Here is a 24,903-nt window from a genome sequence, read left to right on the forward strand (position 1 = left end):
CTACTCGGCGACAGGCAGTCGCGCCTCGTCCCGCAGGAACAACGGAATACGGTCCAACGGCGCATCGACCGTCACCGCCGCACCTCCTGCGTACGTCCTCCCCGTCCACGCGTCCGTCCAGGTCGCCCCCGCCGGAAGATAGGCCGTGCGGGCCGTCGCGCCGGCCACCAGCACCGGCGCGACCAGCAGGTCCCGTCCGAAGAGGTACGAGTCGTCGACCCCCCAAGTCCCCTGGTCCTCCGGGAACTCCAGGAACAGCGGCCGCATCACCGGCAGCCCCTCCGCGTGCGCCTCCCGCATGACCTCCAGGACGTACGGCTTCAGCCGCTCCCGCAGCCGCAGGTACCGCTCCAGGATCGCCCCGGCCTCCTCGCCGTACGACCACACCTCGTTCGGACCGCCGGTCATGTCCGGGCCGAGCGGCATCCCCGGATCCCGGAAGCCGTGCAGCCGCATCAGCGGTGACAGCGCCCCGAACTGGAACCACCGGACCATGACCTCGCGGTACGCCGGATCGTCCGGATCCCCGCCGTGGAAGCCGCCGATGTCCGTGTTCCACCAGGGGATCCCGGACATCGCGGTGTTGAGCCCGGCCGCGATCTGCCGCCGCAGGGTGGCGAAGTCCGTCCCGATGTCGCCGGACCACAACGCGGCGCCGTACCGCTGACTGCCCGCCCAGGCCGACCGGTTGAGGGTGATGACCTCTTCTCCCTCGGCCCTCAATCCCTCATAGAACGTACGGGAGTTCTCGGCCGGATAGCTGTTCCCGACCTCCAGCCCCGGCCCCGCCCAGTACCGCAGGTTCTCCTGGAACCCCGGCTTCAGCTCCGGCTCGCACGCGTCCAGCCAGAAGGCTGTAATCCGTACGGCACCAGGTAGTTGTCCCGCACCTTCGACCACACGAACTCCCGCGCGTCCGGGTTGGTCGCGTCGTAGAACGCCACCTGGACGGTCGACGCGACCTCCTTGTCCGGCCAGTCCGCGTGCGCCATGGGCCCGTACTGCGTGCCGATGAAGTACCCGCGCTGCTCCATCACCGGATGGTTCTCGCTCAGCGGGGACACCGACGGCCAGACGCTGACCACCAACTTGATGCCCAGCTCGTCGAGTTCACGGACCATCGCGGCCGGGTCCGGCCACTCGGACGGGTCGAACTTCCACTCGCCCAGATGCGTCCAGTGGAAGAAGTCGCAGACGATCGCCGAGATCGGCAGCCCCCGCCGCTTGTACTCCCGTGCCACACCGAGGAGTTCGTCCTGCGTCCGGTACCGCAGCTTGCACTGCCAGAACCCCGCAGCCCACTCCGGCAGCATCGGCGTCCGCCCGGTCACCGCGCTGTAGCGCCGCTGGCCGTCGGCCGGAGTGCCCGCCGTGATCCAGTAGTCGATCTGCCGGGCCGAGTCGGCGACCCACCGGGTGCCGTTGCCCGCCAACTCCACCCGCCCGATGGCCGGGTTGTTCCACAGCAGCGTGTAGCCGCGGCTCGACGACAGCACCGGAATGCCGACCTCGGCATTGCGCTGCACCAGATCGAGCACCAGCCCCTTCTGGTCGAACCGCCCGTGCTGGTGCTGCCCCAGCCCGTACAGCCGCTCGCCCTCGTACGCGGCGAACCGCTGCTCCAGCCGGTGGTGACCGTTGCCGACGGCCGTGTAGAGCCGCGACCCCGGCCACCAGAAGTGGGCCCGCTCCTCGGCCAGCAGCTCGGTGAGGTCGTCGGTGCGCAGGAAACGGATCAGCCCCTCGGCGCTGACCACCACCGTCAGCGCCCCGACGGTCAACTGCCCTTCCCCGTCACTCACCTTGACGCTGCTCTCGGTGGCCGGGGCCGTGTCGAGCAGTGCGCCCGGCAGCCCCTCCAGGACCGGACCGCCGAGCCGCGCCCGGACCCGGACCGCGTCCGGACCCCACGGCTCGATCCGGAGCGTCTCCTGACGGCCGCTCCACTCCAGCGCCCCGTCCCGCTCACGGAACGTCCCGACGGTGGGCGACGACTGCGCGAGGCTGACCTGAGTCCGGTTTTCGGCAGGCTGGTTCACGAGGAGTGCTCCCGAAGACATGAGGGTGCCCCGACGGGCACACGAAGAGCGGGGTCGGAAAGAGCGGTTCGAGGCAGTGCGTGGTCAGGAAGTACGGGAGGGCGCAGGACCCGTGCTCGCCCGCACCGTCAACTCCGGTGCGATCAGCACGACTTCGTCGGTTCCTCGCTCGTCGAGCTTGGCGACCAGGTGCTCCACGGCGTAACGGCCCATCTCCTGCGCGGGGATGGCCACGGACGTCAGCCGCACCGAGGCCTGCACGGCCACCTGGTCCGGGCAGACCGCCACCACGGACACGTCCTCGGGGACGGCCCGGCCCTGCTGTCGCAACAGCGCGAGCAGCGGTTCGACGGCCGACTCGTTCTGCACGACGAACCCGGTCGTCCCCGGACGCTCGTCGAGGATCCGGGCGAGCGTCACGGCCATCGCGTCGTACCCGCCCTCGCACGGCCGGTGCAGCAGCCGTACCCCCAACTCCTGGGCGCGCGAGCGGAGTCCGTCCAGTGTGCGCTCGGCGAAACCGGTGTGCCGCTCGTAGACGGCCGGCGCCTCGCCGATGACAGCGATGTCGCGGTGGCCCAGCATCGCCAGATGCTCCACGCACAGCGCGCCCGTGGCCCTGAAGTCAAGGTCCACACAGGTGAGGCCGGTTGTGTCCGCGGGCAGCCCGATGAGCACGGACGGCTGGTCGGTGCCGCGCAGCAACGGCAGCCGCTCGTCGTCGAGTTCGACGTCCATCAGGATCATCGCGTCGGCGAGCCCGCTGCCGGTGACCCGGCGCACGGCGTCCGGGCCCTCCTCGCCGGTCAGCAGCAGGACGTCGTAACCATGGGTCCGGGCCGTCGTGGCGACCGCGATGGCGATCTCCATCATCACCGGTACGTACATGTCGGTGCGCAGCGGGACCATCAGGGCGATGATGTTGGAACGGCTGCTGGCCAGCGCCCGCGCGCCCGCGTTCGGGTGGTAGCCCAGTTCGCGGATGCTCTGCTCGACCCGCAGCCGGGTGGTCGCGGAGATCGACCGCTTGCCGCTGAGGACATAGCTCACCGTGCTCGCCGAGACTCCGGCGTGCTGGGCGACCTCGGCGAGGGTGACCATCCAGCTCTCCCAGCGGTGTGAAGCGCTTCGACAGTGCGCATTGGGTACAGGGGTGGGTGTGAGGGTGGTTCGACACTAGCTCTGGCGGGCGTGGGTGTCCATAGGTTGTCGAAGCGCTTCGACAGTATTTCTCCTACGACGGTGTCGGCGCCGTGGGGGCAACCTCCGGCGGGGTCGGCGGCCACTGAGAGGTCGTAGACGAACCGTCCCCCGGAAGGACCCCCGATGCAACACCGCAGACCGCGCCTGTCCAAGAAGAGGAAGACCCTCCTCGCCTCCGTGGTCGCCCTCGCGGCGGCGGCCGGCGTGACCGTGGCGCAGGCCGGCGAGACCGACAAGAAGTGCACCGCCTTCGACACGATCACCCTCGGCAAGTACTACGTGAACAACAACCTGTGGAACGAGGGGAAGTACACCGGAACCCAGTGCGTGTGGGCCAACTCCCAGTCGGGCTCGACGATCTCGTGGGGCACGGACTACAGCCTGGCCAACAGCGGGACCGGCAAGGACTACGACGTGAAGTCGTACGCGAGCACCGTGCTCGGCTGGCACTGGGGCTGGAAGGTCGACAAGGCGGCGACCGGGCTGCCGATCCGGGTCGGCGACCGCAAGAAGGTGACGACGACCTGGGACTTCTCGGTCAGCTCGAATCCCGGCACCATGAACGTCTCCTACGACCTGTGGCTGCACGCCAAGAACACCGCCGACTGGCAGGACCAGCCCACCGACGAGATCATGGTCTGGCTCAACCGGCAGGGCGGTGCGGGTCCGCTCGGCACGAAGTACGGCAGCGTCAGTCTCGGTGGGGCGATGTGGGACATCTACCAGGGGAACATCGGCTGGAACGTGTACTCCTTCGTCCGCCGCACCAACACCACCAAGGCCACCCTCAACCTCGACGACTTCACCCAGGCACTCGTCCGGCGCAAGCTGCTCGGCAACGACAAGTACCTCTCCGGCATCGAGTCGGGCACCGAGGTTTTCAAGGGAACCGGCCGCCTGGACACGAAGTCGTACTCCGTCGACATCGGCTGAACGGCTGCACGAAGGGTGGTGGGGTCGGCCCGGATCGGGTACATACGATCGAGTAGCACCCGTCGGTAACCAATTACGGCCCGAGTCCCGATTCGCGGCGAGGTGAGCCTCATGTCCGCACCATCCAGCAAACCCACCGTCTCCGAACGTGAGGCCCGCCAGGTGGCCGAGGCGGCCCGGGAACAGGAGTGGCGCAAGCCCAGCTTCGCCAAGGAACTGTTCCTCGGCCGCTTCCGGCTCGACCTGGTCCACCCGCACCCCATGCCGACCGACGAGGCCGCCCAGCGCGGCGAGGAGTTCCTCGCCAAGCTCCGCGACTTCTGCGAGACCAAGGTCGACGGCGCCCTCATCGAGCGCGAGGCCCGCATCCCCGACGAGGTGATCAACGGCCTCAAGGAGCTCGGCGCCTTCGGCATGAAGATCGACACCAAGTACGGCGGGCTCGGCCTCACCCAGGTGTACTACAACAAGGCGCTGACGCTGGCGGGTTCGGCGTCCCCGGCGATCGGCGTGCTGCTGTCGGCGCACCAGTCGATCGGCGTACCGCAACCGCTCAAGCTGTTCGGCACGACCGAGCAGAAGGAGCAGTTCCTGCCGCGCTGTGCCCGCACCGACATCAGCGCCTTCCTGCTCACCGAGCCCGACGTCGGCTCCGACCCGGCCCGCCTCGCGACCTCGGCCGTACCGGACGGCGACGACTACGTCCTGGACGGCGTGAAGCTGTGGACCACGAACGGCGTGGTCGCCGACCTGCTGGTCGTCATGGCCCGCGTGCCGAAGTCAGAGGGCCACAAGGGCGGCATCACCGCCTTCGTCGTCGAGACGAACTCGCCCGGCGTCACCGTCGAGAACCGCAACGCCTTCATGGGCCTGCGCGGCATCGAGAACGGCGTCACCCGCTTCCACCAGGTCCGGGTCCCGGCGGCGAACCGTATCGGCCCGGAGGGCGCGGGCCTGAAGATCGCCCTCACCACCCTCAACACGGGCCGGCTCTCCCTCCCCGCCTCCTGCGTGGCGGCCGGCAAGTGGTGCCTGAAGATCGCCCGCGAGTGGTCGGCCGCGCGAGAGCAGTGGGGCAAGCCGATCGCCCACCACGAGGCCGTCGGCCAGAAGATCTCCTTCATCGCGGCGACGACCTTCGCGCTGGAGGCCGTACTCGACCTGTCCTCGCAGATGGCCGACGAGGACCGCAACGACATCCGGATCGAGGGCGCCCTCGCCAAGCTGTACGCCTCCGAGATGGCCTGGCTGATCGCCGACGAGCTGGTCCAGATCCGGGGCGGCCGCGGCTTCGAGACGGCGGAGTCGCTGCGGGCCCGCGGCGAGCGGGCGGTTCCGGCCGAGCAGGTCCTGCGCGACCTCCGTATCAACCGGATCTTCGAGGGCTCGACGGAGATCATGCACCTCCTCATCGCCCGCGAGGCGGTCGACGCCCACCTGTCCGTCGCCGGTGACCTGATCGACCCGGAGAAGTCCCTCCAGGACAAGGCGAAGGCGGGCGCGAACGCGGGCGTCTTCTACGCGAAATGGCTGCCGAAGCTGGTCGCGGGCCAAGGGCAACTCCCTTACTCCTACGGCGAGTTCAAGCACGGAGTGGACCTCTCCCCGCACCTGCGCTACGTCGAGCGCACCTCCCGCAAGCTGGCCCGCTCCACCTTCTACGCCATGTCCCGCTGGCAGGGGAAGATGGAGACCAAGCAGGGCTTCCTGGGCCGGATCGTCGACATCGGCGCGGAGCTCTTCGCGATGAGCGCGGCCTGTGTCCGCGCCGAGCTCCTGCGCAGCCAGGGCGACCACGGCCGCGAGGCCTACCAGCTCGCCGACGCCTTCTGCCGCCAGTCCCGGCTGCGCGTCGAGGAACTCTTCGGCCGCCTGTGGAACAACACCGACGACCTGGACCGCAAGGTCGTCAAGGGCGTCATGTCCGGCACCTACGAGTGGCTGGAGGAGGGCATCGTCGACCCCTCCGGCGAGGGCCTGTGGATCGCCGAGGCGGACCCCGGCCCCTCGAAGATGGAGAACGTCCACCGCCCGATCCGCTGACCCGTCCCGACAGCGTGTTCCCCTCCACGCCCCCGAGAGGGGGACGCGCTGTCCTCACACACCGTCCTTACGGCAACAATGGAGGGATGAGCGACAGTCCAGCACCCCTCGCGGATCCACACCTCGTCTATGACCCGGTGGCGGGCAGCGGCCCCAAGGACGTGGTGATCCTCGGTTCCACGGGCTCGATCGGGACCCAGGCCATCGACCTCGTGCTGCGCAACCCCGACCGGTTCCGGGTCACCGCGCTCTCCGCCAACGGCGGCCGGGTCGGCCTCCTCGCCCAGCAGGCGCACCGGCTGCGGGTGCGGACCGTCGCGGTCGCCCGCGAGGACGTCGTACCGGAGCTGAGGGAGGCCCTGAGCGGGCTTTACGGCGCCGGGGAGGCGCTGCCCGAGATCCTCGCCGGGCCCGACGCGGCCACCGCGCTCGCCGCCTCCGACTGCCACACCGTGCTCAACGGCATCACCGGGTCCATCGGCCTCGCCCCGACCCTCGCCGCCCTGGAGGCGGGCCGCACCCTCGCGCTCGCCAACAAGGAGTCGCTCATCGTCGGCGGCCCGCTGGTCAAGGCGCTCGCCAAGCCCGGGCAGATCATCCCGGTCGACTCCGAGCACGCGGCGCTGTTCCAGGCGCTGGCTGCGGGGACGCGCGCGGATGTGCGGAAGCTGGTCGTCACCGCCTCCGGCGGTCCTTTCCGCGGGCGTACGAAGGACGAGCTGGCGGACGTCACGGTCGAGGACGCGCTCGCGCACCCCACCTGGGCCATGGGCCCGGTCATCACGATCAACTCCGCGACCCTCGTGAACAAGGGGCTGGAAGTGATCGAGGCACACCTCCTCTACGACATTCCCTTCAGCCGCATTGAGGTGGTCGTGCACCCCCAGTCGTATGTCCACTCGATGATTGAGTTCACGGACGGATCGACCATCGCCCAGGCGACGCCCCCCGACATGCGCGGGCCCATCGCCATCGGCCTCGGCTGGCCCGAGCGCGTCCCGGACGCGGCCCCGGCCTTCGACTGGAGCAAGGCGTCGACGTGGGAGTTCTTCCCGCTCGACAATGACGCGTTCCCTTCGGTCAACCTTGCGAGGCACGTGGGTGAGCTCGCGGGCACCGCCCCGGCGGTGTTCAATGCGGCCAACGAGGAGTGCGTGGAGGCGTTCCGCACCGGCGCGCTGCCCTTCAACGGGATCATGGAGACGGTGACACGGGTGGTCGAGGAGCACGGCACCCCGCGTACGGGAACCTCACTCACCGTGTCGGACGTCCTCGAAGCGGAGACCTGGGCAAGGGCCCGGGCCAGGGAACTGACGGCGATCGCGGAGGCGCGTGCATGACGACCTTGATGATGATCCTCGGCATAGTCGTCTTCGCGTTCGGCCTGCTGGTCTCGATCGCGTGGCACGAGCTGGGGCACCTGTCCACGGCCAAGCTCTTCGGCATCCGCGTGCCCCAGTACATGGTCGGCTTCGGCCCGACCATCTGGTCGCGCAAGAAGGGCGAGACCGAGTACGGGATCAAGGCCGTCCCGTTCGGCGGCTACATCCGCATGATCGGCATGTTCCCGCCCGGCCCCGACGGCCGGCTCACCGCCCGCTCCACCTCGCCCTGGCGCGGCATGATCGAGGACGCCCGCTCGGCGGCCTTCGAGGAGCTGCGCCCCGGCGACGAGACCCGCCTCTTCTACACCCGCGCCCCGTGGAAGCGGGTCATCGTGATGTTCGCGGGCCCCTTCATGAACCTCATCCTGGCCGTGGCGCTGTTCTTCACGGTCCTGATGGGCTTCGGCATCTCCCAGCAGACCACCACCGTCAGCTCGGTCTCCCAGTGCGTCATCGCACAGAGCGAGAACCGCGACACCTGCAAGAAGGGCGACGCGGCCTCCCCGGCCGCGGCGGCCGGCCTCAAGCCCGGCGACAAGATCGTCTCCTTCGACGGGGTCCGGACGGACGACTGGAACAAGCTCTCCGACCTGATCCGCTCCGACCCCGGCAAGAACGTCGCGATCGTCGTCGACCGCAAGGGCCAGGAGGTCACCCTCCACGCCACGATCGCCACCAACCAGGTCGCCAAGAAGGACTCCAGCGGTCAGATCGTCGAGGGCAAGTACGTCAGCGCGGGCTTCCTCGGCTTCAGCGCCGCCACCGGCATCGTCAAGCAGGACTTCGGCGAGTCCCTGACCTGGATGGGCGACCGCGTCGGCGACGCCGTCGACTCCATCGCGGGCCTGCCCGGCAAGATCCCGGGCCTGTGGGACGCGGCCTTCGGCGACGGCCAGCGCGCGGCCGACTCCCCGATGGGCGTCGTCGGCGCGGCCCGGGTCGGCGGCGAGATCTTCACCCTGGACATCCCGGCCACCCAGCAGCTGGCGATGTTCGTGATGCTGGTCGCCGGCTTCAACCTCTCCCTGTTCCTGTTCAACATGCTCCCGCTGCTGCCGCTGGACGGCGGGCACATCGCGGGGGCGCTGTGGGAGTCCCTGCGCCGGAACGTGGCGAAGGTCCTGAAGCGCCCGGACCCCGGCCCGTTCGACGTGGCGAAGCTGATGCCGGTGGCGTACGTGGTGGCCGGAATCTTCGTCTGCTTCACGCTGCTCGTGCTGGTGGCGGACGTGGTTAACCCGGTGAAAATCACCTAGCCATCCGGAGTTCGCGGCGGCCCGGGACCCTCGGTTCCGGGCCGCCTTCCTTTGAGTGCGTTTGAGGGCGGGATGTGCTCGGGCCTGCGCGGGTGCCGTAATCTCGAAGCCTGGAGCCCGTTGTTCCGGGACCGGACCTTGATCCACGACTTGGGGTTGCACAGCAGATGACTGCGATTTCTCTCGGCATGCCGTCCGTTCCGACCAGGGTTGCCGAGCGTCGGAAGAGCCGGCAGATCCAGGTCGGATCCGTCGCGGTCGGCGGCGACGCCCCGGTGTCCGTGCAGTCGATGACCACGACCCGTACGTCCGACATCGGCGCCACCCTCCAGCAGATCGCCGAGCTCACCGCCTCCGGCTGCCAGATCGTGCGCGTGGCCTGCCCGACGCAGGACGACGCGGACGCGCTCGCGACCATCGCGAAGAAGTCGCAGATCCCGGTCATCGCCGACATCCACTTCCAGCCGAAGTACGTCTTCGCCGCCATCGAGGCCGGCTGCGCCGCGGTCCGTGTGAACCCCGGCAACATCAAGCAGTTCGACGACAAGGTCAAGGAGATCGCGCGGGCCGCCAAGGACCACGGCACCCCGATCCGCATCGGCGTCAACGCCGGCTCCCTCGACCGGCGGCTGCTGCAGAAGTACGGCAAGGCGACCCCCGAGGCCCTTGTCGAGTCCGCCCTCTGGGAGGCGTCGCTCTTCGAGGAGCACGACTTCCGGGACATCAAGATCTCGGTGAAGCACAACGACCCGGTCGTGATGATCGAGGCGTACAAGCAGCTCGCCGCCCAGTGCGACTACCCGCTGCACCTCGGCGTGACCGAGGCGGGCCCCGCCTTCCAGGGCACGATCAAGTCGGCGGTGGCCTTCGGGGCGCTGCTCTCGCAGGGCATCGGCGACACGATCCGGGTCTCGCTGAGCGCCCCGCCGGTCGAGGAGGTCAAGGTCGGCAACCAGATCCTGGAGTCGCTGAACCTCAAGCAGCGCGGTCTGGAGATCGTCTCCTGCCCGTCCTGCGGCCGCGCCCAGGTCGACGTCTACAAGCTCGCCGAAGAGGTCACGGCCGGACTCACCGGCATGGAGGTCCCGCTCCGCGTCGCCGTCATGGGCTGTGTCGTCAACGGCCCCGGCGAGGCCCGCGAGGCCGACCTCGGCGTCGCCTCCGGCAACGGCAAGGGGCAGATCTTCGTCAAGGGCGAGGTCATCAAGACCGTCCCCGAGTCCAAGATCGTGGAGACCCTGATCGAGGAGGCCATGAAGCTGGCCGAGCAGATGGAGGCGGACGGCGTCGCCTCCGGCGAGCCCGAGGTCTCCGTCGCGGGCTGACCCGCCGCTCACTCCGACGCACTCCCACGCCCCGTCACATTCCTTGTGGCGGGGCGTAAGTGTTGTTTCCAATTACGTCCCATCACCTTGACAGCTCCGATGTATGGCGGGAAGTTGTGGGCCGCACCGGCTCTCCTGTCCCGAACGATACGCACGTAGCCCATATACGTCGGATGACCAAGGTGGCTGACTGTATGAGACGCCGCAGACTCCTCGCCCTGTGGACCACGCTGATCGCCCTGCTCCTCGCCACCGCCCCCGCCGCCCACGCACGGACGGACACCCCGGCGCCGGCCCCCGCCTACCCGCCCCGCCAGTCCACCCTCCGCAACGCGACCGCCGGCATGTTCCTGCACTGGGGCATGTTCACCGCGCCCAAGCACCTCGACTGCGCGAGCTGGGAGAAGGACGTCACCGACGGCGGCTGGGACCCGGACTACTGGGTCGACGAGGCCCGCAAGATCCGCGCGAGCTACATCGTGCTCGCCACCTTCCACTCCCGCCTCGGCTACGCCCGCCCCTGGCCGTCGGCGATCCCCGGCTCCTGCTCCACAAAGCGCGACATCCTCGGCGAACTGATCAATGCGGCCGCCAAGAAGGGCCTCAAGGTCGTCCTCTACATGACCGACGACCCGAAGTGGCACGACGAACAGGGCGTCGAGACCCTCGACTCCGCCGCCTACTCCGCTTACAAGGGCCACGACGTCGACCTCACCACCCGCGAGGGCTTCGGTGAGTTCAGCTACGACAACTTCTTCGAGGTCATGCGCAACTACCCGAAGCTGTCCGGCTTCTGGATCGACAACGACAACGAGTACTGGGAACAGCACCAGCTCTACGAGCAGATCCGGCAGCTGCGCCCCGACATGACCCTGAGCAACAACAACGAGGACACCCCGATCATGGACATGGTGTCCCACGAGCAGAAGGTCGGCATGACCCCGCCGTACGACCAGCCGTCGGCGATCTGGACCCCGCAGCCCCGCCTCACCGAGTCCTGCTACAAGGTCCCCGACACGGGCAGTTGGTGGTACGACGGCCAGGACCGCCCGGTGTCCACGGGCCTCAACGTCGACCGGTACATCGCCAACGCGGGCAACTCCATCCTCTCCCTCGCCGACTTCACCGCCATGGTCGACGGCCGCTTCCCGCCCCAGCAGGAGAAGTTCCTCGACCTGATGAAGGACTACCTCCCGCCCATCTGGCAGTCCCTGCACGGCGTCTACGGCGGCGGCTTCATGTACGGCGGCATGCAGCCCGGCGCCTGGAACGACGGCTCGTACGGCTACATCACCGTCAGCCGCGCCGACCCGCATCGCACGCAGTACGTCCATGTCACCACCCGGCCGACCACCGGCGACCAGGTCCGCATCCGCGACAACGGCTACCGCGTCGAGAAGATCACCGACCTGCGCACCGGCAAGAGGCTCCACTTCGACCAGCAGGGCGGCACGCTCACCATCAAGGGCATCGCCGACTGGGACCCGTACGACACGGTCTTCAAGGTGCGTACGGCGCCGCAGCGCGAGGGCGTGTACCCGACGGGTGCCGTGCAGGCGTCCGAACCGGCCCTCACCGACGGCGACTTCAGCACCTACACCGACAACAAGGGCGTCCTGCCCGCCGGTTACACCCTCGACCTGGGGCGGGTCCGCAAGGCCGACTACCTCGGGATCAACCAGCGCGAGTGGTCGCCCACGTACAACAGGGAGACCTTCGGGCGGAAGGAGGACTCGGCGCGGATCAAGGACTACACGGTGTCCGTGAGTGACGACGGGACGACCTGGAGCGAGGTGAAGGCGGGCGTGCTGGAGAGTGCGCGCGGCATCCGCTTCATCGACCTCCCGGCCGGGCTGCGCACCCGCTACCTCCGCCTCGACGTGCCCACGACCTGGTCCGCCGCGACCGTCCCCGCCTTCTACCGACAGCTGCGGATCGACGAGATACAGGTCGGCTACGGCCACCCCACGGGCCACGGCTGACGCACCCGCTCTGCCGCGTCGCCGCACGGGGCGGCGCGGCACAAAATCGGCAGGTACAGTGCGGAGATCAGCGAACCCTCAGGGTGAGGTCCCGCACGTGTTGACCCAGACCACCTCCCGGGTGCTCGAACCGAGCGACCTGGACGCCGCGCTCGCCGTCCTCGACCGCGAGCCGGTCGCGAACGCCTTCGTGACGTCCCGGGTGCAGGTCGCGGGCCTCGACCCCTGGCGGCTGGGCGGCGAGATGTGGGGCTTCTACGAGGACGGCATGCTGACCTCCCTCTGCTACGCCGGCGCCAACCTGGTCCCGATCTGCGCCACCCCGCGCGCCGTGCGCGCCTTCGCCGACCGCGCGCGCAGGGCCGGCCGCCGCTGCTCCTCGATCGTCGGCCCGGCCGAGCCCACCACGCAGCTCTGGCGCCTGCTCGAATCCAGCTGGGGCCCGGCCCGCGAGGTCCGCGCCCACCAGCCGCTGATGGTCACCGACCGCATGCCCGCCGACATCGCCCCGGATCCGTACGTCCGCCGCATCCGCAAGGACGAGATGGAGACGATCATGCCGGCGTGCGTGGCGATGTTCACCGAGGAGGTCGGCGTCTCGCCGCTCGCGGGGGACGGCGGGCTGCTGTACCAGGCCAGGGTCGCCGAACTGGTCGGCTCCGGCCGCTCCTTCGCCCGCCTGGACGACCGGGGCAAGGTCGTCTTCAAGGCGGAGATCGGCGCGGCGACGCCGCAGGCCTGCCAGATCCAGGGCGTGTGGGTGGCCCCCGAGTACCGGGGGAGGGGCATCGCGGCCCCCGGCATGGCGGCGGTCCTGCGCTACGCCCTGGCGGACGTGGCCCCGGTGGTCAGCCTCTACGTCAACGACTTCAACACCCCGGCGAGAAGGACGTACCTGCGCGTGGGCTTCCAGGAGGTCGGCGCGTTCATGAGCGTTCTGTTCTAGCCGCTGTTCACGGTGCTGTTCTGAGGCTCGTACGGGACCTGTAGTCTCCCCCGCATGCTGCACTTTCCCGGTCACGGACATCGCCGCCGGCCCGACGACGTCGTGATCGGTCCGCTCGATCTGTCCGCCCGGGTCGACGAGGCGCTCGCGGTGCAGGCGATCGCCTTCGGGCTCGGCGCCGACGAGGTCGCCGTGCGCCGGCAGATCGTGGTGCGGCACATGACCTACCCCGGGGCCCGCGCGCTCGGCGCGACCGTCGGCGGCGACCTGGTCGGGTTCGTCTACGGCATGCCGAACGACCGCACCCACTGGTGGTCCACGGTCGTGGAGCCCTATCTCCGCGCCCAGGGCCACGAGCACTGGCTCGACGACTCCTTCGTGATCACCGAGCTGCACGTGCACCCCCGCCACCAGAACCTCGGCATCGGCCGCGCCCTGATCACCACGATCACCGACGGCGCCACCGAACCCCGCTCGATCCTCTCCGCGATCGACGTCGACAGCCCCGCCCGCGGCCTGTACCGCTCCCTCGGCTACCAGGACCTGGCCCGTCAGGTCCTCTTCCCCAGCGCCCCCAAGCCGTACGCCGTGATGGGCGCCCCGCTCCCACTGCGCCACCGCTGACGGATTTCCACCACCACAGCCCGCCCGGCTAACCTCCTAGCCATCACCCTTACCCGGCAGGAGTACGAGAACCATGGCCAACGCACCGGTCCAGCGCATGTCCCAGTTGATGGCGAAGACCCTGCGCGACGACCCGGCGGACGCCGAGGTCCTCAGCCACAAGCTGCTCGTCCGCGCCGGCTACGTCCGTCGTACCGCCGCCGGCATCTGGAGCTGGCTGCCGCTCGGCAAGAAGGTGCTGGCCAACGTCGAGCGGATCGTCCGTGAGGAGATGGACGCGATCGGCGCCCAGGAGGTCAGCCTCCCCGCGCTGCTGCCCCGCGAGCCCTACGACGCCACCGGCCGCTGGGACGAGTACGGCCCGGAGCTGTTCCGTCTGAACGACCGCAAGGGCGGCGACTACCTGCTCGGCCCCACCCACGAGGAGATCTTCACGCTGATCGTGAAGGACCAGGCCTCCTCCTACAAGGACCTGCCGGTCATCCTCTACCAGATCCAGACGAAGTTCCGTGACGAGGCCCGCCCCCGCGCCGGCATCCTGCGCGGCCGCGAGTTCCTGATGAAGGACTCGTACTCCTTCGACACCGAGGACGAGGGCCTCGCCCGGTCCTACGCCCTGCACCGCGAGGCCTACCAGCGCGTCTTCGAGCGCCTCGGCCTCGACTACCGCATCTGCGCCGCCACCGCCGGCGCCATGGGCGGCTCCAAGTCCGAGGAGTTCCTCGCCCCGGCCGAGGCCGGCGAGGACACCTTCGCCGACTGCCCGAACTGCGACTTCGCGGCCAACACCGAGGCGATCACGTACGAGCTCAAGCCGGTGGACGCGGCCGCCGTCCCCGCCCTCGAAGAGATCCCGACCCCCGACACCCCGACCATCGAGACCCTCGCCGCCCACCTCGGCGTCCAGGCCTCCGAGACGCTCAAGAACCTCCTCGTGAAGGTGGACGGCGAGATCATCGCCGTCGGCGTGCCCGGCGACCGCGAGGTCGACATGGACAAGGTCGAGGCGCACTTCGCGCCGGGCGTCGTCGAGATGGTCACCGAGGCCGACTTCGCGGGCCGCCCCGACCTGGTCCGCGGCTACGTCGGCCCGCAGGGCCTGGGCGAGAAGGTCAAGTACATCGCCGACCCGCGCGTGGCCCCCGGCACCGCCTGGATCACCGGCGCCAACAAGGACGGCATGCACGCCAAGCACGTCGTCGCCGGCCGCGACTTCGAGGTCGACGAGTACGTCGACGTCGTGGTCGTCCAGGAGGGCGACCCCTGCCCCAACTGCGGCACCGGCCTCAAGCTGGACCGCGCCATCGAGATCGGCCACATCTTCCAGCTGGGCCGCAAGTACGCCGACGCTCTCAAGCTCGACGTCCTCGGCCAGAACGGCAAGCCGGTCCGCGTCACCATGGGCTCCTACGGCATCGGCGTCTCCCGCGCCGTCGCCGCCCTCGCCGAGCAGACCGCCGACGAGCAGGGCCTGTGCTGGCCCGCCGAGGTCGCCCCGGCCGACGTGCACGTCGTCGCCGCGGGCAAGGCCCTCCAGATCGAGCTGGCCCTGGAGGTCTCCGACAAGCTGCGCGCGGCGGGCCTGCGCGTCCTGGTCGACGACCGCGCCGGCGTCTCCCCGGGCGTCAAGTTCACGGACGCCGAGCTCATCGGCGTACCGAAGATCCTCGTCGCGGGCCGCCGCTCCGGCGAGGGCGTCCTGGAGCTCAAGGACCGCAAGTCCGGCGAGCGCGAGGAACTCACGGTGGACGAGGCGATCGCCCGTCTCACCGCCTAAAGGAACTCCTCAGAAACGTCTCTGGGAGCCTAAAGAGAGCTCACAGACTTCTCTCAGGGCCGTCCCCGACCGTAGTGCGTGACAGAGCGTCACCACGTTCGGGAGGGGTACGGCCATGGAAGGCAGAGGCAGGGAGCGGGGCGCCGCGGCGCTGGTCCGCAGAGGGGCCCGGCGCACGGCGGCGACCGCGGCGGCGGTCACGCTGGCGGCGGCGGCCGGGATGTTCGCGCTGATCGGCACGATGAACACGGACACCAGCGCCGTGTCGACCACGACGAGCAGCGACACGGGTTCGAGCAGCACGAGTACCAGCAGCAGCGATACGAGTTCGTCCTCGTCGTCGAGCGACTCGTCCTCGTCCAGCAGCTCCTCCTCGAGCGACTCCTCGTCGTCCTCCAGCGGGCTCACGTCCTCCAACGGCAGCGGCTCCTCCGACTCCACCTCGGGGGCGTCGTGATGAGCGCGCTGCTGACGCCCCGTACCACCGCTGCCGCCGACTGGCGCGCCCTCGGCACCACGGTCCGCCTGGTCGTGACCGACCCGGCCCTGCTGGACTCCTGCAACCTGCTCCTGGCCCGGCACCTCGCCGAGGTCGACGCGGCCTGCAGCCGTTTCCGCCCCGACTCCGAACTGGCCGCCCTGGACGACAGCGCCGGCCGCCCGGTCCGGGTCAGCCCGCTGCTCGCGGAGGCCCTCGCGGTCGCCCTGCGCGCGGCGGAGGCGACCGACGGCGCCGTGGACCCGACGGTCGGCTCGGCGATGGAGGCGATCGGCTACGACCGCGACTTCACGCTGGTCCAGGAGGACGACCGCCCGGTCCGCCTGACGGTGAAGCGGGCCCCGGGCTGGCGCACGGTCCACCTCGACCGCGCGACCGGCACGGTCACGGTCCCGCACGGCGTCCGCCTCGACCTCGGCGCCACGGCGAAGGCCTGGGCCGCGGACAAGGCCGCGACGATGCTGGCGCAGGCCGCGGGCTGCGGAGTCCTGGTGAGCCTGGGCGGCGACACGGCGGTCGCCGGTGAACCCCCGGCGGACGGCTGGCAGATCCGGGTCCAGGACGTCACAGGCCCGGCCGACCGGACCCCGCCCGAGGGCCCGCACACCACGGTCGGCCTTCACAGCGGAGGCCTCGCCACCTCGGGCACGTCGGCCCGCAACTGGCGCCGAGGCGACCACACCCTCCACCACATCGTCGACCCGAACACGGGCCTGCCGGCCCAAACCCCGTGGCGCACGGTGACGGTAGCGGCCCCCACCTGCGCAGACGCCAACGCGGCAACGACAGCGGCGTTGGTGAAGGGCCCGGGCGCAGAGCGCTGGCTGACGCGCCTGGGCCTCCCGGCCCGTCTGGTCGCACAGGATGGCCTGGTCATAACAACCCCGGGCTGGCCCGCGCCCCTAAGGGGCGCGGGGCTGTGTCAATCAGCGGCTCCGCCGCGGGGCGCGACCAGCCCCCACCGAGGGACAGCCGCATGACAAGCGAAACCCTCTGGTACGCCAACCGAGCCACGGGCGCCGTCTCCCTCATCCTCTTCACACTCGTCGTACTGCTCGGCATCGCAGTGAAGCTCCGCGGCAAACTCCCCGGCCTCCCCCGCTTCGGCACCCTCTCCCTCCACCGCACCCTCTCCCTCTCAGCCACCGCCTTCCTCGCCCTGCACATCGCCTTCGCGGTGATGGACAGCTACGTCAACATCACCCTCACCGACGTTCTCATCCCGTTCATCGGCGACTACGAGCCCCTCTGGCTCGGCCTCGGCACAGTCGCCCTCGACCTGATGCTCGCCGTCCTGATCACCAGCCTCCTGCGCGAACGCATCGGCTACCGCACCTGGCGCGCCCTCCACTGGCTCGCCTACGCCTCCTGGCCGGTCGCCCTGATCCACGGCATAGGCATCGGCACGGACACCGGCACCGACTGGATGACCTGGCTGACCATCACCTGCGTGGCAGCCGTCATCACCGCCGGAGGCATCCGCACGGCCACCACCCTGCTCCGCCCCGCCCAAGGAGCCCGCTCATGACCGCGACCTTCCCCGACCTGTTCATGTCCCCGCGCCTGCTGGCCCCCGGCGGCACCCCGGCCGACCTGCCCACCCACGAACAGCGTTACGGCCCTCTGCGGTACGGCGATCCGGCCGCCCTGCTCAGATCCGTGGCCGAGGCCGGTCTGACCGGCCGCGGCGGAGCGGCGTTCCCGGTGCACCGCAAGCTCGCCGCGGTCGCCGAGGCGGCCAACCGCACCGGCCGCACCCCGGTCGTCATCGCGAACGGCGCGGAGGGCGAACCGGCGAGCCGCAAGGACAAGACCCTCCTGGCCCTCTCCCCACACCTCGTTCTGGACGGCCTCCAGGTGGCCGCGCAGGCGGTCGGCGCGGGGAAGGCGTACCTCGCGGTCGAGGAGGGCGCGTCCTACCTGGAGTCGGCCGCGGCCCACCGCACGGACCCGATCGCCGTCGAGGTCGTACGACTCCCCAAACGCTTCCTGTCCGGCCAGGCCTCCGCGCTGGCCCGTTTCGTGGGCGGCGCCGAGGCCCTGCCCGCCCACCAGGACCCGCCCGTCCGCGAACGCGGCGTGGGCCGCGCCCCCACCCTGGTCCAGAACGTCGAGACCCTGGCCCACCTGGCTCTGGTCGCCCGCTACGGCCCCGACTGGTACCGCACGGCCGGCACCCCGTCCCAGCCCGGCAGCGCCCTGTGCACACTGCACACGCCGGGGGACCAACCCCGAGTCGTGGAAGCCCCGTTCGGCATGCCCCTGAACCGCCTGGTCCCGCTGAACGGCATGTCCGCGGTCCTCCTCGGCGGCTACCACGGCACCTGGCTCCCGGCGACGGAAGCGGCCCAACTCCCTCTGGACGCAACCACGATGGGCGCCGGCGTGATAGCCGCGCTCCCCACCACCCGCTGCGGAGTGACCGAAACGGCCCGAGTCCTCCGCTACTTGGCGCTCCAGTCGGCAGGCCAGTGCGGCCCCTGCCTGAACGGCCTCCCGCGCATGGCGGCCGCCTTCCAGGCGCTCGCCACCCCCGGCACTCCCCGGTCCTCCAACACCCGCGCCGACCTGGCCCGTTGGTCCGGCCTGGTCGAGGGCCGCGGCGCCTGCCACCACCCCGACGGCACGGTCCGCCTGGTCCGCAGCGCCCTGACCACCTTCGCCACCGAACTGGACGCCCACGCAAGGGGTTTGTGCACCGCGACCGACCCCACGCCGCTGCTGCCCGTCCCCCAGGAGCCCTGACATGGACCAGAAGCCGATCCAGAAGCCGATCCAGCAGCTCGACATCGACTGGACGTCCTGCCGGGGCCACGGCCTGTGCGCCGAACTCCTCCCCGAGCACATCACCCTCGACGAGTGGGGCTACCCCCTGGTCGACGACACCCCCGTCCCCGCCCGCACCTTCAAACGAGCCCGCAGAGCAGCGGCCGACTGCCCGGTCCTGGCGCTCAAACTGACGGCGAAGGAAATGTCCTAACCCGCCCGCGGCTGGGCAGTCTCCTGGCACTGCCCGAGCGTTGGACGTACGAGGGGGAGCGGCATGAGTCTGCGAGACGACGCACGCGAGATACAGGGCGAACTGGCCCTGCTGCGCCGGGCGTTGCACCGGGAACCGGAGATAGGCCTGCATCTGCCGCGCACCCAGGAGAAGGTGCTGGCGGCTCTGGACGGACTGCCGCTGGAGATCACGACGGGCACGACCCTGTCCTCCGTCACCGCGGTCCTGCGCGGCGGCGCGGCCACTTCAGGCCCCGTCGTCCTACTACGCGGCGACATGGACGCCCTGCCGGTCACCGAGCGCACCGGCGTGGAGTTCAGCTCCCGGATCGACGGCGCCATGCACGCCTGCGGCCACGACCTGCACACCGCCGGCCTCGTCGGCGCGGCCCGGCTGCTCGCCGACCGGCGCGAACTCCTAGCCGGAGACGTGGTGTTCATGTTCCAGCCGGGGGAGGAGGGCTGGGACGGCGCCGGGCACATGATCGAGGAGGGCGTGCTGGAGGCGGCGGGCCGCCGGGCCGACGCCGCGTACGGACTGCACGTGACCTCGTCCTCGTACCCCACGGGCGTCTTCACCTCCCGCCCCGGGCCGCTGATGGCGGCCTCGGCGGGCCTGCACGTGCGCGTGCTCGGCGCCGGCGGCCACGGCTCCCGGCCGCACGACGCCCTCGACCCGATCCAGACGGCCTGCGAGATGGTCACCGCGCTGCAGACGATGGTGACCCGGCGCTTCGACGTCTTCGACCCGGTGGTGATCACCGTCGGCACCTTCCACGCCGGCACCAAGCGCAACATCATCCCGGACGAGGCGGTCTTCGAGGCGACGATACGAACGTTCAGCACGGAGGCCGCGGAACGCGCCGCGGAGGTGTCCGTGCGCCTCTGCCAGGACATAGCGACGGCCCACGGCCTGACGGCAGAGGCGGATTTCAGCCCGGAGTACCCACTCACGGTGAACGACACCATCGAGCACATCTTCCTCGCCGACACGGTCCGTGAGACGTTCGGCGAGGAGTACTTCGACCCGATGCCCGACCCGATCACCGGTTCGGAGGACTTCTCCAGGGTCCTGGCCCAAGTCCCGGGAGCCTTCGCCTTCTTGGGCGCCAACACAACGGGCGACCCGAAGACGGCCCCGACCAATCACTCCCCTATAGCGACCTTCGACGACAAGGTGCTGACTGACGCAGCGACCTTGCTGGCCGAACTCGCCGTCCGCCGCATAGAGAGGGCCCCTGTAACCCCCTAGGGGCGCGGGGAACTGCGCGACAAGCCACGACGCACCCGCAGCCCGAACACAACCCAAGCCCCCGCCCCGTACCGCCCTAAAGCCACCCGGCGAATTCAAGCAACAGCTCGGCATCCCTCGGCCGCCCCACCCGCAGCGCCCGCACACCCGACTCCACGGCCCGGAACAACGTCCACCCCCGAAGCCGCTCCTGATCCACGTCCAAGGACTCGGCCAGCCGCTTCACCCGCCGCCGAGTCGTCGCCGCCCCCGAAGGCGAGGCGATCAGATCCTCCACCCGATCCCGCACCAGCCGCGCCAGATCGAACGCACACTCACCCACCACCGGATCCGGCCCCACCGCAAGCCACGGCATCCGCTCCCCGGCCAGCACCTTGCTCTGCCGAAACGTCCCATGCAGCAACCGCTGCTCAGGAGCCCCCGCCAACAACTCCGAACGGACCCCGACAGCGGAGTCGACCAGCACGGCCACGTCGCCGAAGGCAGCCGCAGCCGCAGTCGCCCGCATCGCCTCCGCCTGCCGCCCCGTCCGCTCGGCAACCGTCTCGAACGCATGCCCACCCGGCGGCTCCACCCACAGCCGCCGCAAGGTCCCCGCCGCCTCCAGCAACGCCTTCGCCTCCGGCAACGACCGCACGGACACATCCGGATGCAGCCGCTCCAACAGCAGCTCACCCTCCACCCAGGGCGACTCCAGAAGCTGTACGGCCCCCACCCCACCCCAGTGGGCCAGCGCCGCCCGCTCCCCCTCCGGCCGCGCCCGCCGCGGCGCCAGCTTCAGCACGGCCGGCCCACCGTCGGGCTGCCGTACCAGCACCACCAGGCTGCTGCGCCCACCCGGCACCTGCACCCGCTCCACGGTCAACTCGCGTAGCGCGACGGCCTGCTGCGCCGCCGTCGGCAGCTTCTCCAACCAGTCGTCACCGTCCGGTGCCGTCTCACCGAGCGCCCTCACCAGACGCGGCGGGGGTTCGAAAGCCATACGCGAGCAGATCCCTTCCGGTACGGGTCACGCCGTGGGTGACGGCGAGGCCGACCCGGTGGCCGCCCGCTCGGCGAGACCAGGGAAGGCTACGCTCTCGCCGCGCCAGCGCACCGCCCGCACCGCCGCCTCCCGCAGGGCCTCCGCGGCCGACCGCCGCCGCTCGCCCCCGGTCGCCCGCACGACGTCGGAGTACACCCCGGCCACCCGGTCCTCCAGCTCCGCCGCCAGCCGTACGGCCGCCGCCGAGTCCGGCACCGGGAACGGCAGCGCGTACGCGGCGGCCGCGGCCACCGGCTTGCCGCCGAGGTCCCGGACCTCCCGCACCAGGGCGTCACGCCGGGCGCGATGGGCGTCGTACGCGGACCTGGCCTCCGTACGACGGCCCTCGCGGATCCTGCCGCCGACGACCCCGTAGCCGTACACGGCCGCGTGCTCGGCGGCGAGCGCCTCCTGGAGCGCCTTGAGTTCCTTCTCGTCGGTCTCGCTCACCTGGCACCCTCCGTCAGCAGATACGCGTGCGCCGCCCCGGCCGCCGCGACCGAGGCCAGCAGCCGCGCCAGCTCGCCCGGCACGTCCAGCAGCGCGGCGGTCCGCCGGTCGGCGAGCTGCCGCTCAGCGGCGGCGAGCTCGGCGAGGGCACCCTGCTCGGTGGTTGGCACGGTGGCGGCGGGCGAGGCTCCCGAAGCGGACGGGGACCCGGCCGACGGCGCCGCCGTCCCGGTGCTGCCGCTCGCGCTCGCCCCGCTCTTCCCGACCGTCCCCCCGAACGCCGCCACATGCCGCGCGACCTCCGCCCGCAGCGGTACGAGCCGCTCCGCCGCCGTCGGGTGCGCGGCGAGGACGGCGTCGTACCGCTCCACAAGGCCCACACTGTCCCGCGCCGCACGCGCGCGTGCCTTCGCGGTGACCGACGGGCTGCCGCCGGTGCTCTCCTCCGAGTCGGCGCCGGACGAGCAGCCCACGAGCAGGGCGGCTCCGGCGGCCGAGGCGAGCAGGGATCTTCTGCGCGGCCCCGAGGGGGTGCGCGACGGTGGGGGGTACGGCACGGCTGACGTCCTCGGGGGGCTCGTACGAACACACGGGCGGGAAGACCGGCCCGCCGTGATCACGGTACCCGCGCCCCCGCCCGGCGTCGCTCACCGGCACCCGCCCGTCCACAGGTGGACGGCAACACCGTCCGCGACCGGATACCCTTTGACCAGACACGCGACCATCCCACAACAGCACACGCGGCCGAGGAGTCACCCGGATGAGCACCACCCAGAGCGAGAGGCTGCGAGAGCTCCTGGAACCGCTCGTCAGCTCCCAGGGCCTGGATCTCGAAGAGATCGCAGTGGACTCCGTCGGACGCAAGCGGGTGCTGCGGGTGGTCGTCGATTCCGACACCGGTGCCGATCTGGACCAGATCGCCGATGTGAGCCGCGCGCTCTCGGCGAAGCTCGACGAGACCGACGCGATGGGCGAGGGGGAGTACACCCTCGAGGTCGGCACCCCGGGCGCGGAGCGCCCCCTCAGGGAACACCGCCACTATGTGCGCGCCGTGGACCGGCTGGTGAGGTTCCAGCTGGCCGAGGGCGGGGAACTGGTGGCGCGGATCCTGAAGGTCGACGACGAGGGTCTCGACCTCGAAGTGCCCGGCGTGAAGGGCCGAAAGGCCACGAGCCGCAGACTCGCCTTCTGCGACATCGACAAGGCGCGCGTGCAGGTCGAGTTCAACCGCAAGGACAGCAAGAACGAGATGGAAGAGGAGGCGTAGCCGTGGACATCGACATGAGTGCCCTGCGGGGCTTGGTACGGGAGAAGGAGATCTCCTTCGACCTGTTGGTCGAGGCGATCGAGTCGGCCCTCCTCATCGCCTACCACCGCACCGAGGGAAGCCACCGCCACGCGCGCGTGAAGCTCGACCGGGAGACCGGGCACGTGGTCGTGTGGGCGAAGGAAGACCCCGAGGACCTCGAAGAGGGCCAGGAGCCCCGCGAGTTCGACGACACCCCCTCCGACTTCGGCCGTATCGCCGCCACCACCGCCAAGCAGGTCATCCTGCAGCGGCTGCGCGACGCCGAGGACGACGCGACGCTCGGCGAGTACGCCGGCCGCGAGGGCGACATCGTCACCGGTGTCGTGCAGCAGGGCCGCGACCCGAAGAACGTGCTCGTGGACATCGGCAAGCTGGAGGCCATCCTGCCGGTGCAGGAGCAGGTGCCGGGCGAGACGTACCCGCACGGGATGCGCCTTCGGTCGTACGTCGTACGAGTGGCGAAGGGCGTCCGCGGCCCGTCCGTCACCCTCTCGCGCACGCACCCCGCCCTGGTGAAGAAGCTCTTCGCCCTGGAGGTGCCGGAGATCGCCGACGGATCGGTGGAGATCGCCGCCATCGCCCGCGAGGCGGGACACCGGACGAAGATCGCCGTACGGTCCACCCGCAGCGGTCTGAACGCCAAGGGGGCGTGCATCGGCCCCATGGGCGGGCGGGTGCGCAATGTCATGGGCGAACTGAACGGTGAGAAGATCGACATCGTCGACTGGTCGGACGACCCGGCCGAGATGGTGGCGAACGCGCTCTCCCCGGCCCGGGTCTCCAAGGTCGAGGTCGTCGACCTCGCCGCCCGTTCCGCGCGCGTGACGGTGCCCGACTACCAGCTGTCGCTGGCGATCGGCAAGGAAGGGCAGAACGCCCGGCTCGCGGCCCGGCTGACCGGCTGGCGCATCGACATCCGGCCCGACACCGAGCAGACGGACGACCAGCGCGGGGAATAGATCCAAGCCGCGCGGCGCTCAGATCACGTCAGGTTACTGAGCCGCAACTGTTCGAAGCCTCCCCCGAAGGGGTGAGGTCGGTACGGGGAGGTAGACTTAAGAGTGTCTGGCCGGACGCACGCCCGCGCATGCCCTGAACGCACCTGTGTGGGGTGCCGGGACCGAGCGGCCAAGCCGGACCTGTTGCGGATCGTGGCGATCAAGGACGAGTGCGTCCCTGATCCTCGCGGTACGCTGCCCGGCCGGGGTGCGTATGTACACCCCGCCCTGGTCTGTCTCGACCAGGCGGTACGCCGCCGGGCGTTCACGCGGGCGCTGCGCGCCCCGGGAGCGCTCGACACAAAGGCGTTGCGCCAGTACGTCGAGCAGTCAGAGAGTTGCTGAGCAGGCAACACCGTAAGACGTGTCGTGCGGAACCTCCGTACGGCCTGGTACCCCGCGAGTTGGAAGTAGGTCGAGATTGCGATGAGCACTCGATGAGCACGCGATGAGTACGCCCATGAAGTAGCGACGGTCCGGACGCACCCGGACCTAAAAGGAGCGAAGTGGCTAAGGTCCGGGTATACGAACTCGCCAAGGAGTTCGGGGTTGAGAGCAAGGTCGTCATGGCCAAGCTCCAGGAACTCGGTGAATTCGTCCGTTCGGCGTCTTCGACCATCGAAGCGCCCGTCGTCCGCAAGTTGACGGACGCCCTCCAGCAGGGCAACGGAGGCGGCAAGCCCGCCCCCGCACGCAAGGCTGCCCCGGCTCGTCCGGCAGCCCCCTCTCCCGCGCAGGCCGCCCGTCCGGCCGCCCCGCGCCCGCCGGCCCCGAAGCCGGCCTCCGCCGAGAAGCCCGCGGCTCCCGCCGCGCCGGCCGCTCCCGGCCCCCCTCCCACCCCGGGCCCGAAGCCCGCGC

23 protein-coding genes and 1 pseudogene are annotated in these 24,903 nt (G+C 70.5%); 18 read left to right on the plus strand and 6 right to left on the minus strand.

What is annotated here, in order from left to right:
• Positions 1-2,039, minus strand: a pseudogene (locus tag ABZ848_RS34120) (TIM-barrel domain-containing protein).
• An 84-nt stretch (positions 2,040-2,123) separates the two neighbouring features.
• The gene (locus ABZ848_RS34125; protein ID WP_360838174.1) at positions 2,124-3,140 is read right to left on the minus strand and encodes a LacI family DNA-binding transcriptional regulator; all 1,017 of its coding nucleotides are present in this window, start codon (positions 3,138-3,140) and stop codon (positions 2,124-2,126) included.
• Positions 3,141-3,365: 225 nt separating this feature from the next.
• On the opposite strand from ABZ848_RS34125, the gene ABZ848_RS34130 reads away from it, so the two are divergent.
• The 9 genes from ABZ848_RS34130 (at position 3,366) to ABZ848_RS34170 (ending at position 15,513) form a co-directional block, all read left to right on the plus strand.
• Positions 3,366-4,175 (plus strand): endo-1,4-beta-glucanase, encoded by an 810-nt coding sequence (locus ABZ848_RS34130; protein WP_360838176.1) that lies wholly within the window; start codon positions 3,366-3,368, stop codon positions 4,173-4,175.
• A 111-nt stretch (positions 4,176-4,286) separates the two neighbouring features.
• Positions 4,287-6,218, plus strand: coding sequence for an acyl-CoA dehydrogenase family protein (locus ABZ848_RS34135; protein ID WP_360838178.1), 1,932 nt, complete (start codon positions 4,287-4,289; stop codon positions 6,216-6,218).
• Between the two features lie 86 nt (positions 6,219-6,304).
• Positions 6,305-7,558 (plus strand): 1-deoxy-D-xylulose-5-phosphate reductoisomerase, encoded by a 1,254-nt coding sequence (gene dxr, locus ABZ848_RS34140; RefSeq protein WP_360838180.1) that lies wholly within the window; start codon positions 6,305-6,307, stop codon positions 7,556-7,558.
• 8 nt (positions 7,559-7,566) lie between these two features.
• Entirely contained in the window at positions 7,567-8,859 is a 1,293-nt protein-coding gene (locus ABZ848_RS34145; RefSeq protein WP_360838223.1) for a site-2 protease family protein, read from the plus strand.
• 167 nt (positions 8,860-9,026) lie between these two features.
• The gene (ispG, locus tag ABZ848_RS34150) at positions 9,027-10,184 is read left to right on the plus strand and encodes a flavodoxin-dependent (E)-4-hydroxy-3-methylbut-2-enyl-diphosphate synthase (RefSeq protein WP_360838181.1); all 1,158 of its coding nucleotides are present in this window, start codon (positions 9,027-9,029) and stop codon (positions 10,182-10,184) included.
• A gap of 194 nt (positions 10,185-10,378) precedes the next feature.
• The gene (locus ABZ848_RS34155; protein ID WP_360838183.1) at positions 10,379-12,166 is read left to right on the plus strand and encodes an alpha-L-fucosidase; all 1,788 of its coding nucleotides are present in this window, start codon (positions 10,379-10,381) and stop codon (positions 12,164-12,166) included.
• Positions 12,167-12,263: 97 nt separating this feature from the next.
• On the plus strand, positions 12,264-13,112 hold the full coding sequence (locus tag ABZ848_RS34160; protein ID WP_360838184.1) for a GNAT family N-acetyltransferase: 849 nt from the start codon (positions 12,264-12,266) through the stop codon (positions 13,110-13,112).
• A 54-nt stretch (positions 13,113-13,166) separates the two neighbouring features.
• Positions 13,167-13,736, plus strand: a complete 570-nt coding sequence (locus tag ABZ848_RS34165; protein ID WP_360838186.1) for a GNAT family N-acetyltransferase — start codon at positions 13,167-13,169, stop codon at positions 13,734-13,736.
• Positions 13,737-13,809: 73 nt separating this feature from the next.
• Complete coding sequence (locus ABZ848_RS34170) at positions 13,810-15,513, plus strand: proline--tRNA ligase (RefSeq protein ID WP_360838188.1); 1,704 nt, start codon at positions 13,810-13,812, stop codon at positions 15,511-15,513.
• Between the two features lie 9 nt (positions 15,514-15,522).
• On the opposite strand, the gene ABZ848_RS34175 is transcribed toward ABZ848_RS34170, so the two are convergent.
• Positions 15,523-15,954 (minus strand): hypothetical protein, encoded by a 432-nt coding sequence (locus ABZ848_RS34175; RefSeq protein WP_360838190.1) that lies wholly within the window; start codon positions 15,952-15,954, stop codon positions 15,523-15,525.
• Between the two features lie 15 nt (positions 15,955-15,969).
• Here ABZ848_RS34175 and ABZ848_RS34180 point away from each other — a divergent pair, with 15 nt between their 5' ends.
• The 5 genes from ABZ848_RS34180 (at position 15,970) to ABZ848_RS34200 (ending at position 20,264) form a co-directional block, all read left to right on the plus strand.
• Positions 15,970-16,992 (plus strand): FAD:protein FMN transferase, encoded by a 1,023-nt coding sequence (locus tag ABZ848_RS34180; RefSeq protein ID WP_360838192.1) that lies wholly within the window; start codon positions 15,970-15,972, stop codon positions 16,990-16,992.
• A complete protein-coding gene (locus tag ABZ848_RS34185) occupies positions 16,989-17,540 on the plus strand; it encodes a ferric reductase-like transmembrane domain-containing protein (RefSeq protein WP_360838194.1) in 552 nt (183 codons plus the stop codon). The genes ABZ848_RS34180 and ABZ848_RS34185 overlap by 4 nt, the downstream gene beginning before the upstream one ends.
• Complete coding sequence (locus tag ABZ848_RS34190) at positions 17,537-18,757, plus strand: NADH-ubiquinone oxidoreductase-F iron-sulfur binding region domain-containing protein (RefSeq protein WP_360838196.1); 1,221 nt, start codon at positions 17,537-17,539, stop codon at positions 18,755-18,757. Before ABZ848_RS34185 ends, ABZ848_RS34190 begins: the two co-directional genes overlap by 4 nt.
• Position 18,758: 1 nt before the next feature.
• The gene (locus ABZ848_RS34195; RefSeq protein WP_360838198.1) at positions 18,759-18,992 is read left to right on the plus strand and encodes a ferredoxin; all 234 of its coding nucleotides are present in this window, start codon (positions 18,759-18,761) and stop codon (positions 18,990-18,992) included.
• A gap of 63 nt (positions 18,993-19,055) precedes the next feature.
• Positions 19,056-20,264 carry a M20 family metallopeptidase gene (locus ABZ848_RS34200; RefSeq protein ID WP_360838200.1) on the plus strand — a complete coding sequence of 403 codons (1,209 nt, stop codon included), beginning with the start codon at positions 19,056-19,058 and terminating at the stop codon, positions 20,262-20,264.
• Positions 20,265-20,340: 76 nt separating this feature from the next.
• Here the strand turns inward: ABZ848_RS34200 and ABZ848_RS34205 are convergent, their stop codons facing one another.
• Genes ABZ848_RS34205 through ABZ848_RS34215 form a run of 3 tightly spaced genes read right to left on the minus strand, consistent with a single transcriptional unit; the run spans position 20,341 to position 22,295 of the window.
• Entirely contained in the window at positions 20,341-21,246 is a 906-nt protein-coding gene (locus ABZ848_RS34205; RefSeq protein ID WP_360838202.1) for an aminoglycoside phosphotransferase family protein, read from the minus strand.
• 27 nt (positions 21,247-21,273) lie between these two features.
• Entirely contained in the window at positions 21,274-21,738 is a 465-nt protein-coding gene (locus ABZ848_RS34210; protein WP_360838204.1) for a ferritin-like domain-containing protein, read from the minus strand.
• Positions 21,735-22,295 carry a hypothetical protein gene (locus tag ABZ848_RS34215; RefSeq protein WP_360838206.1) on the minus strand — a complete coding sequence of 187 codons (561 nt, stop codon included), beginning with the start codon at positions 22,293-22,295 and terminating at the stop codon, positions 21,735-21,737. Before ABZ848_RS34215 ends, ABZ848_RS34210 begins: the two co-directional genes overlap by 4 nt.
• Positions 22,296-22,498: 203 nt before the next feature.
• On the opposite strand from ABZ848_RS34215, the gene rimP reads away from it, so the two are divergent.
• From rimP to ABZ848_RS34235, 4 genes are all read left to right on the plus strand, one after another.
• On the plus strand, positions 22,499-23,005 hold the full coding sequence (gene rimP, locus ABZ848_RS34220) for a ribosome maturation factor RimP (RefSeq protein WP_360838208.1): 507 nt from the start codon (positions 22,499-22,501) through the stop codon (positions 23,003-23,005).
• A 2-nt stretch (positions 23,006-23,007) separates the two neighbouring features.
• The gene (gene nusA, locus ABZ848_RS34225; protein ID WP_360838210.1) at positions 23,008-24,006 is read left to right on the plus strand and encodes a transcription termination factor NusA; all 999 of its coding nucleotides are present in this window, start codon (positions 23,008-23,010) and stop codon (positions 24,004-24,006) included.
• Between the two features lie 102 nt (positions 24,007-24,108).
• On the plus strand, positions 24,109-24,390 hold the full coding sequence (locus ABZ848_RS34230) for a YlxR family protein (protein ID WP_360838212.1): 282 nt from the start codon (positions 24,109-24,111) through the stop codon (positions 24,388-24,390).
• A 161-nt stretch (positions 24,391-24,551) separates the two neighbouring features.
• Positions 24,552-24,903, plus strand: a 352-nt coding sequence (locus tag ABZ848_RS34235; protein WP_360838214.1) for a translation initiation factor IF-2 N-terminal domain-containing protein, incomplete at its 3' end; no start/stop codon positions are given.

The sequence above is a fragment of the Streptomyces sp. NPDC047081 genome (assembly GCF_040643775.1).
In the GTDB taxonomy this organism is placed as follows: Bacteria; Actinomycetota; Actinomycetes; order Streptomycetales; family Streptomycetaceae; genus Streptomyces.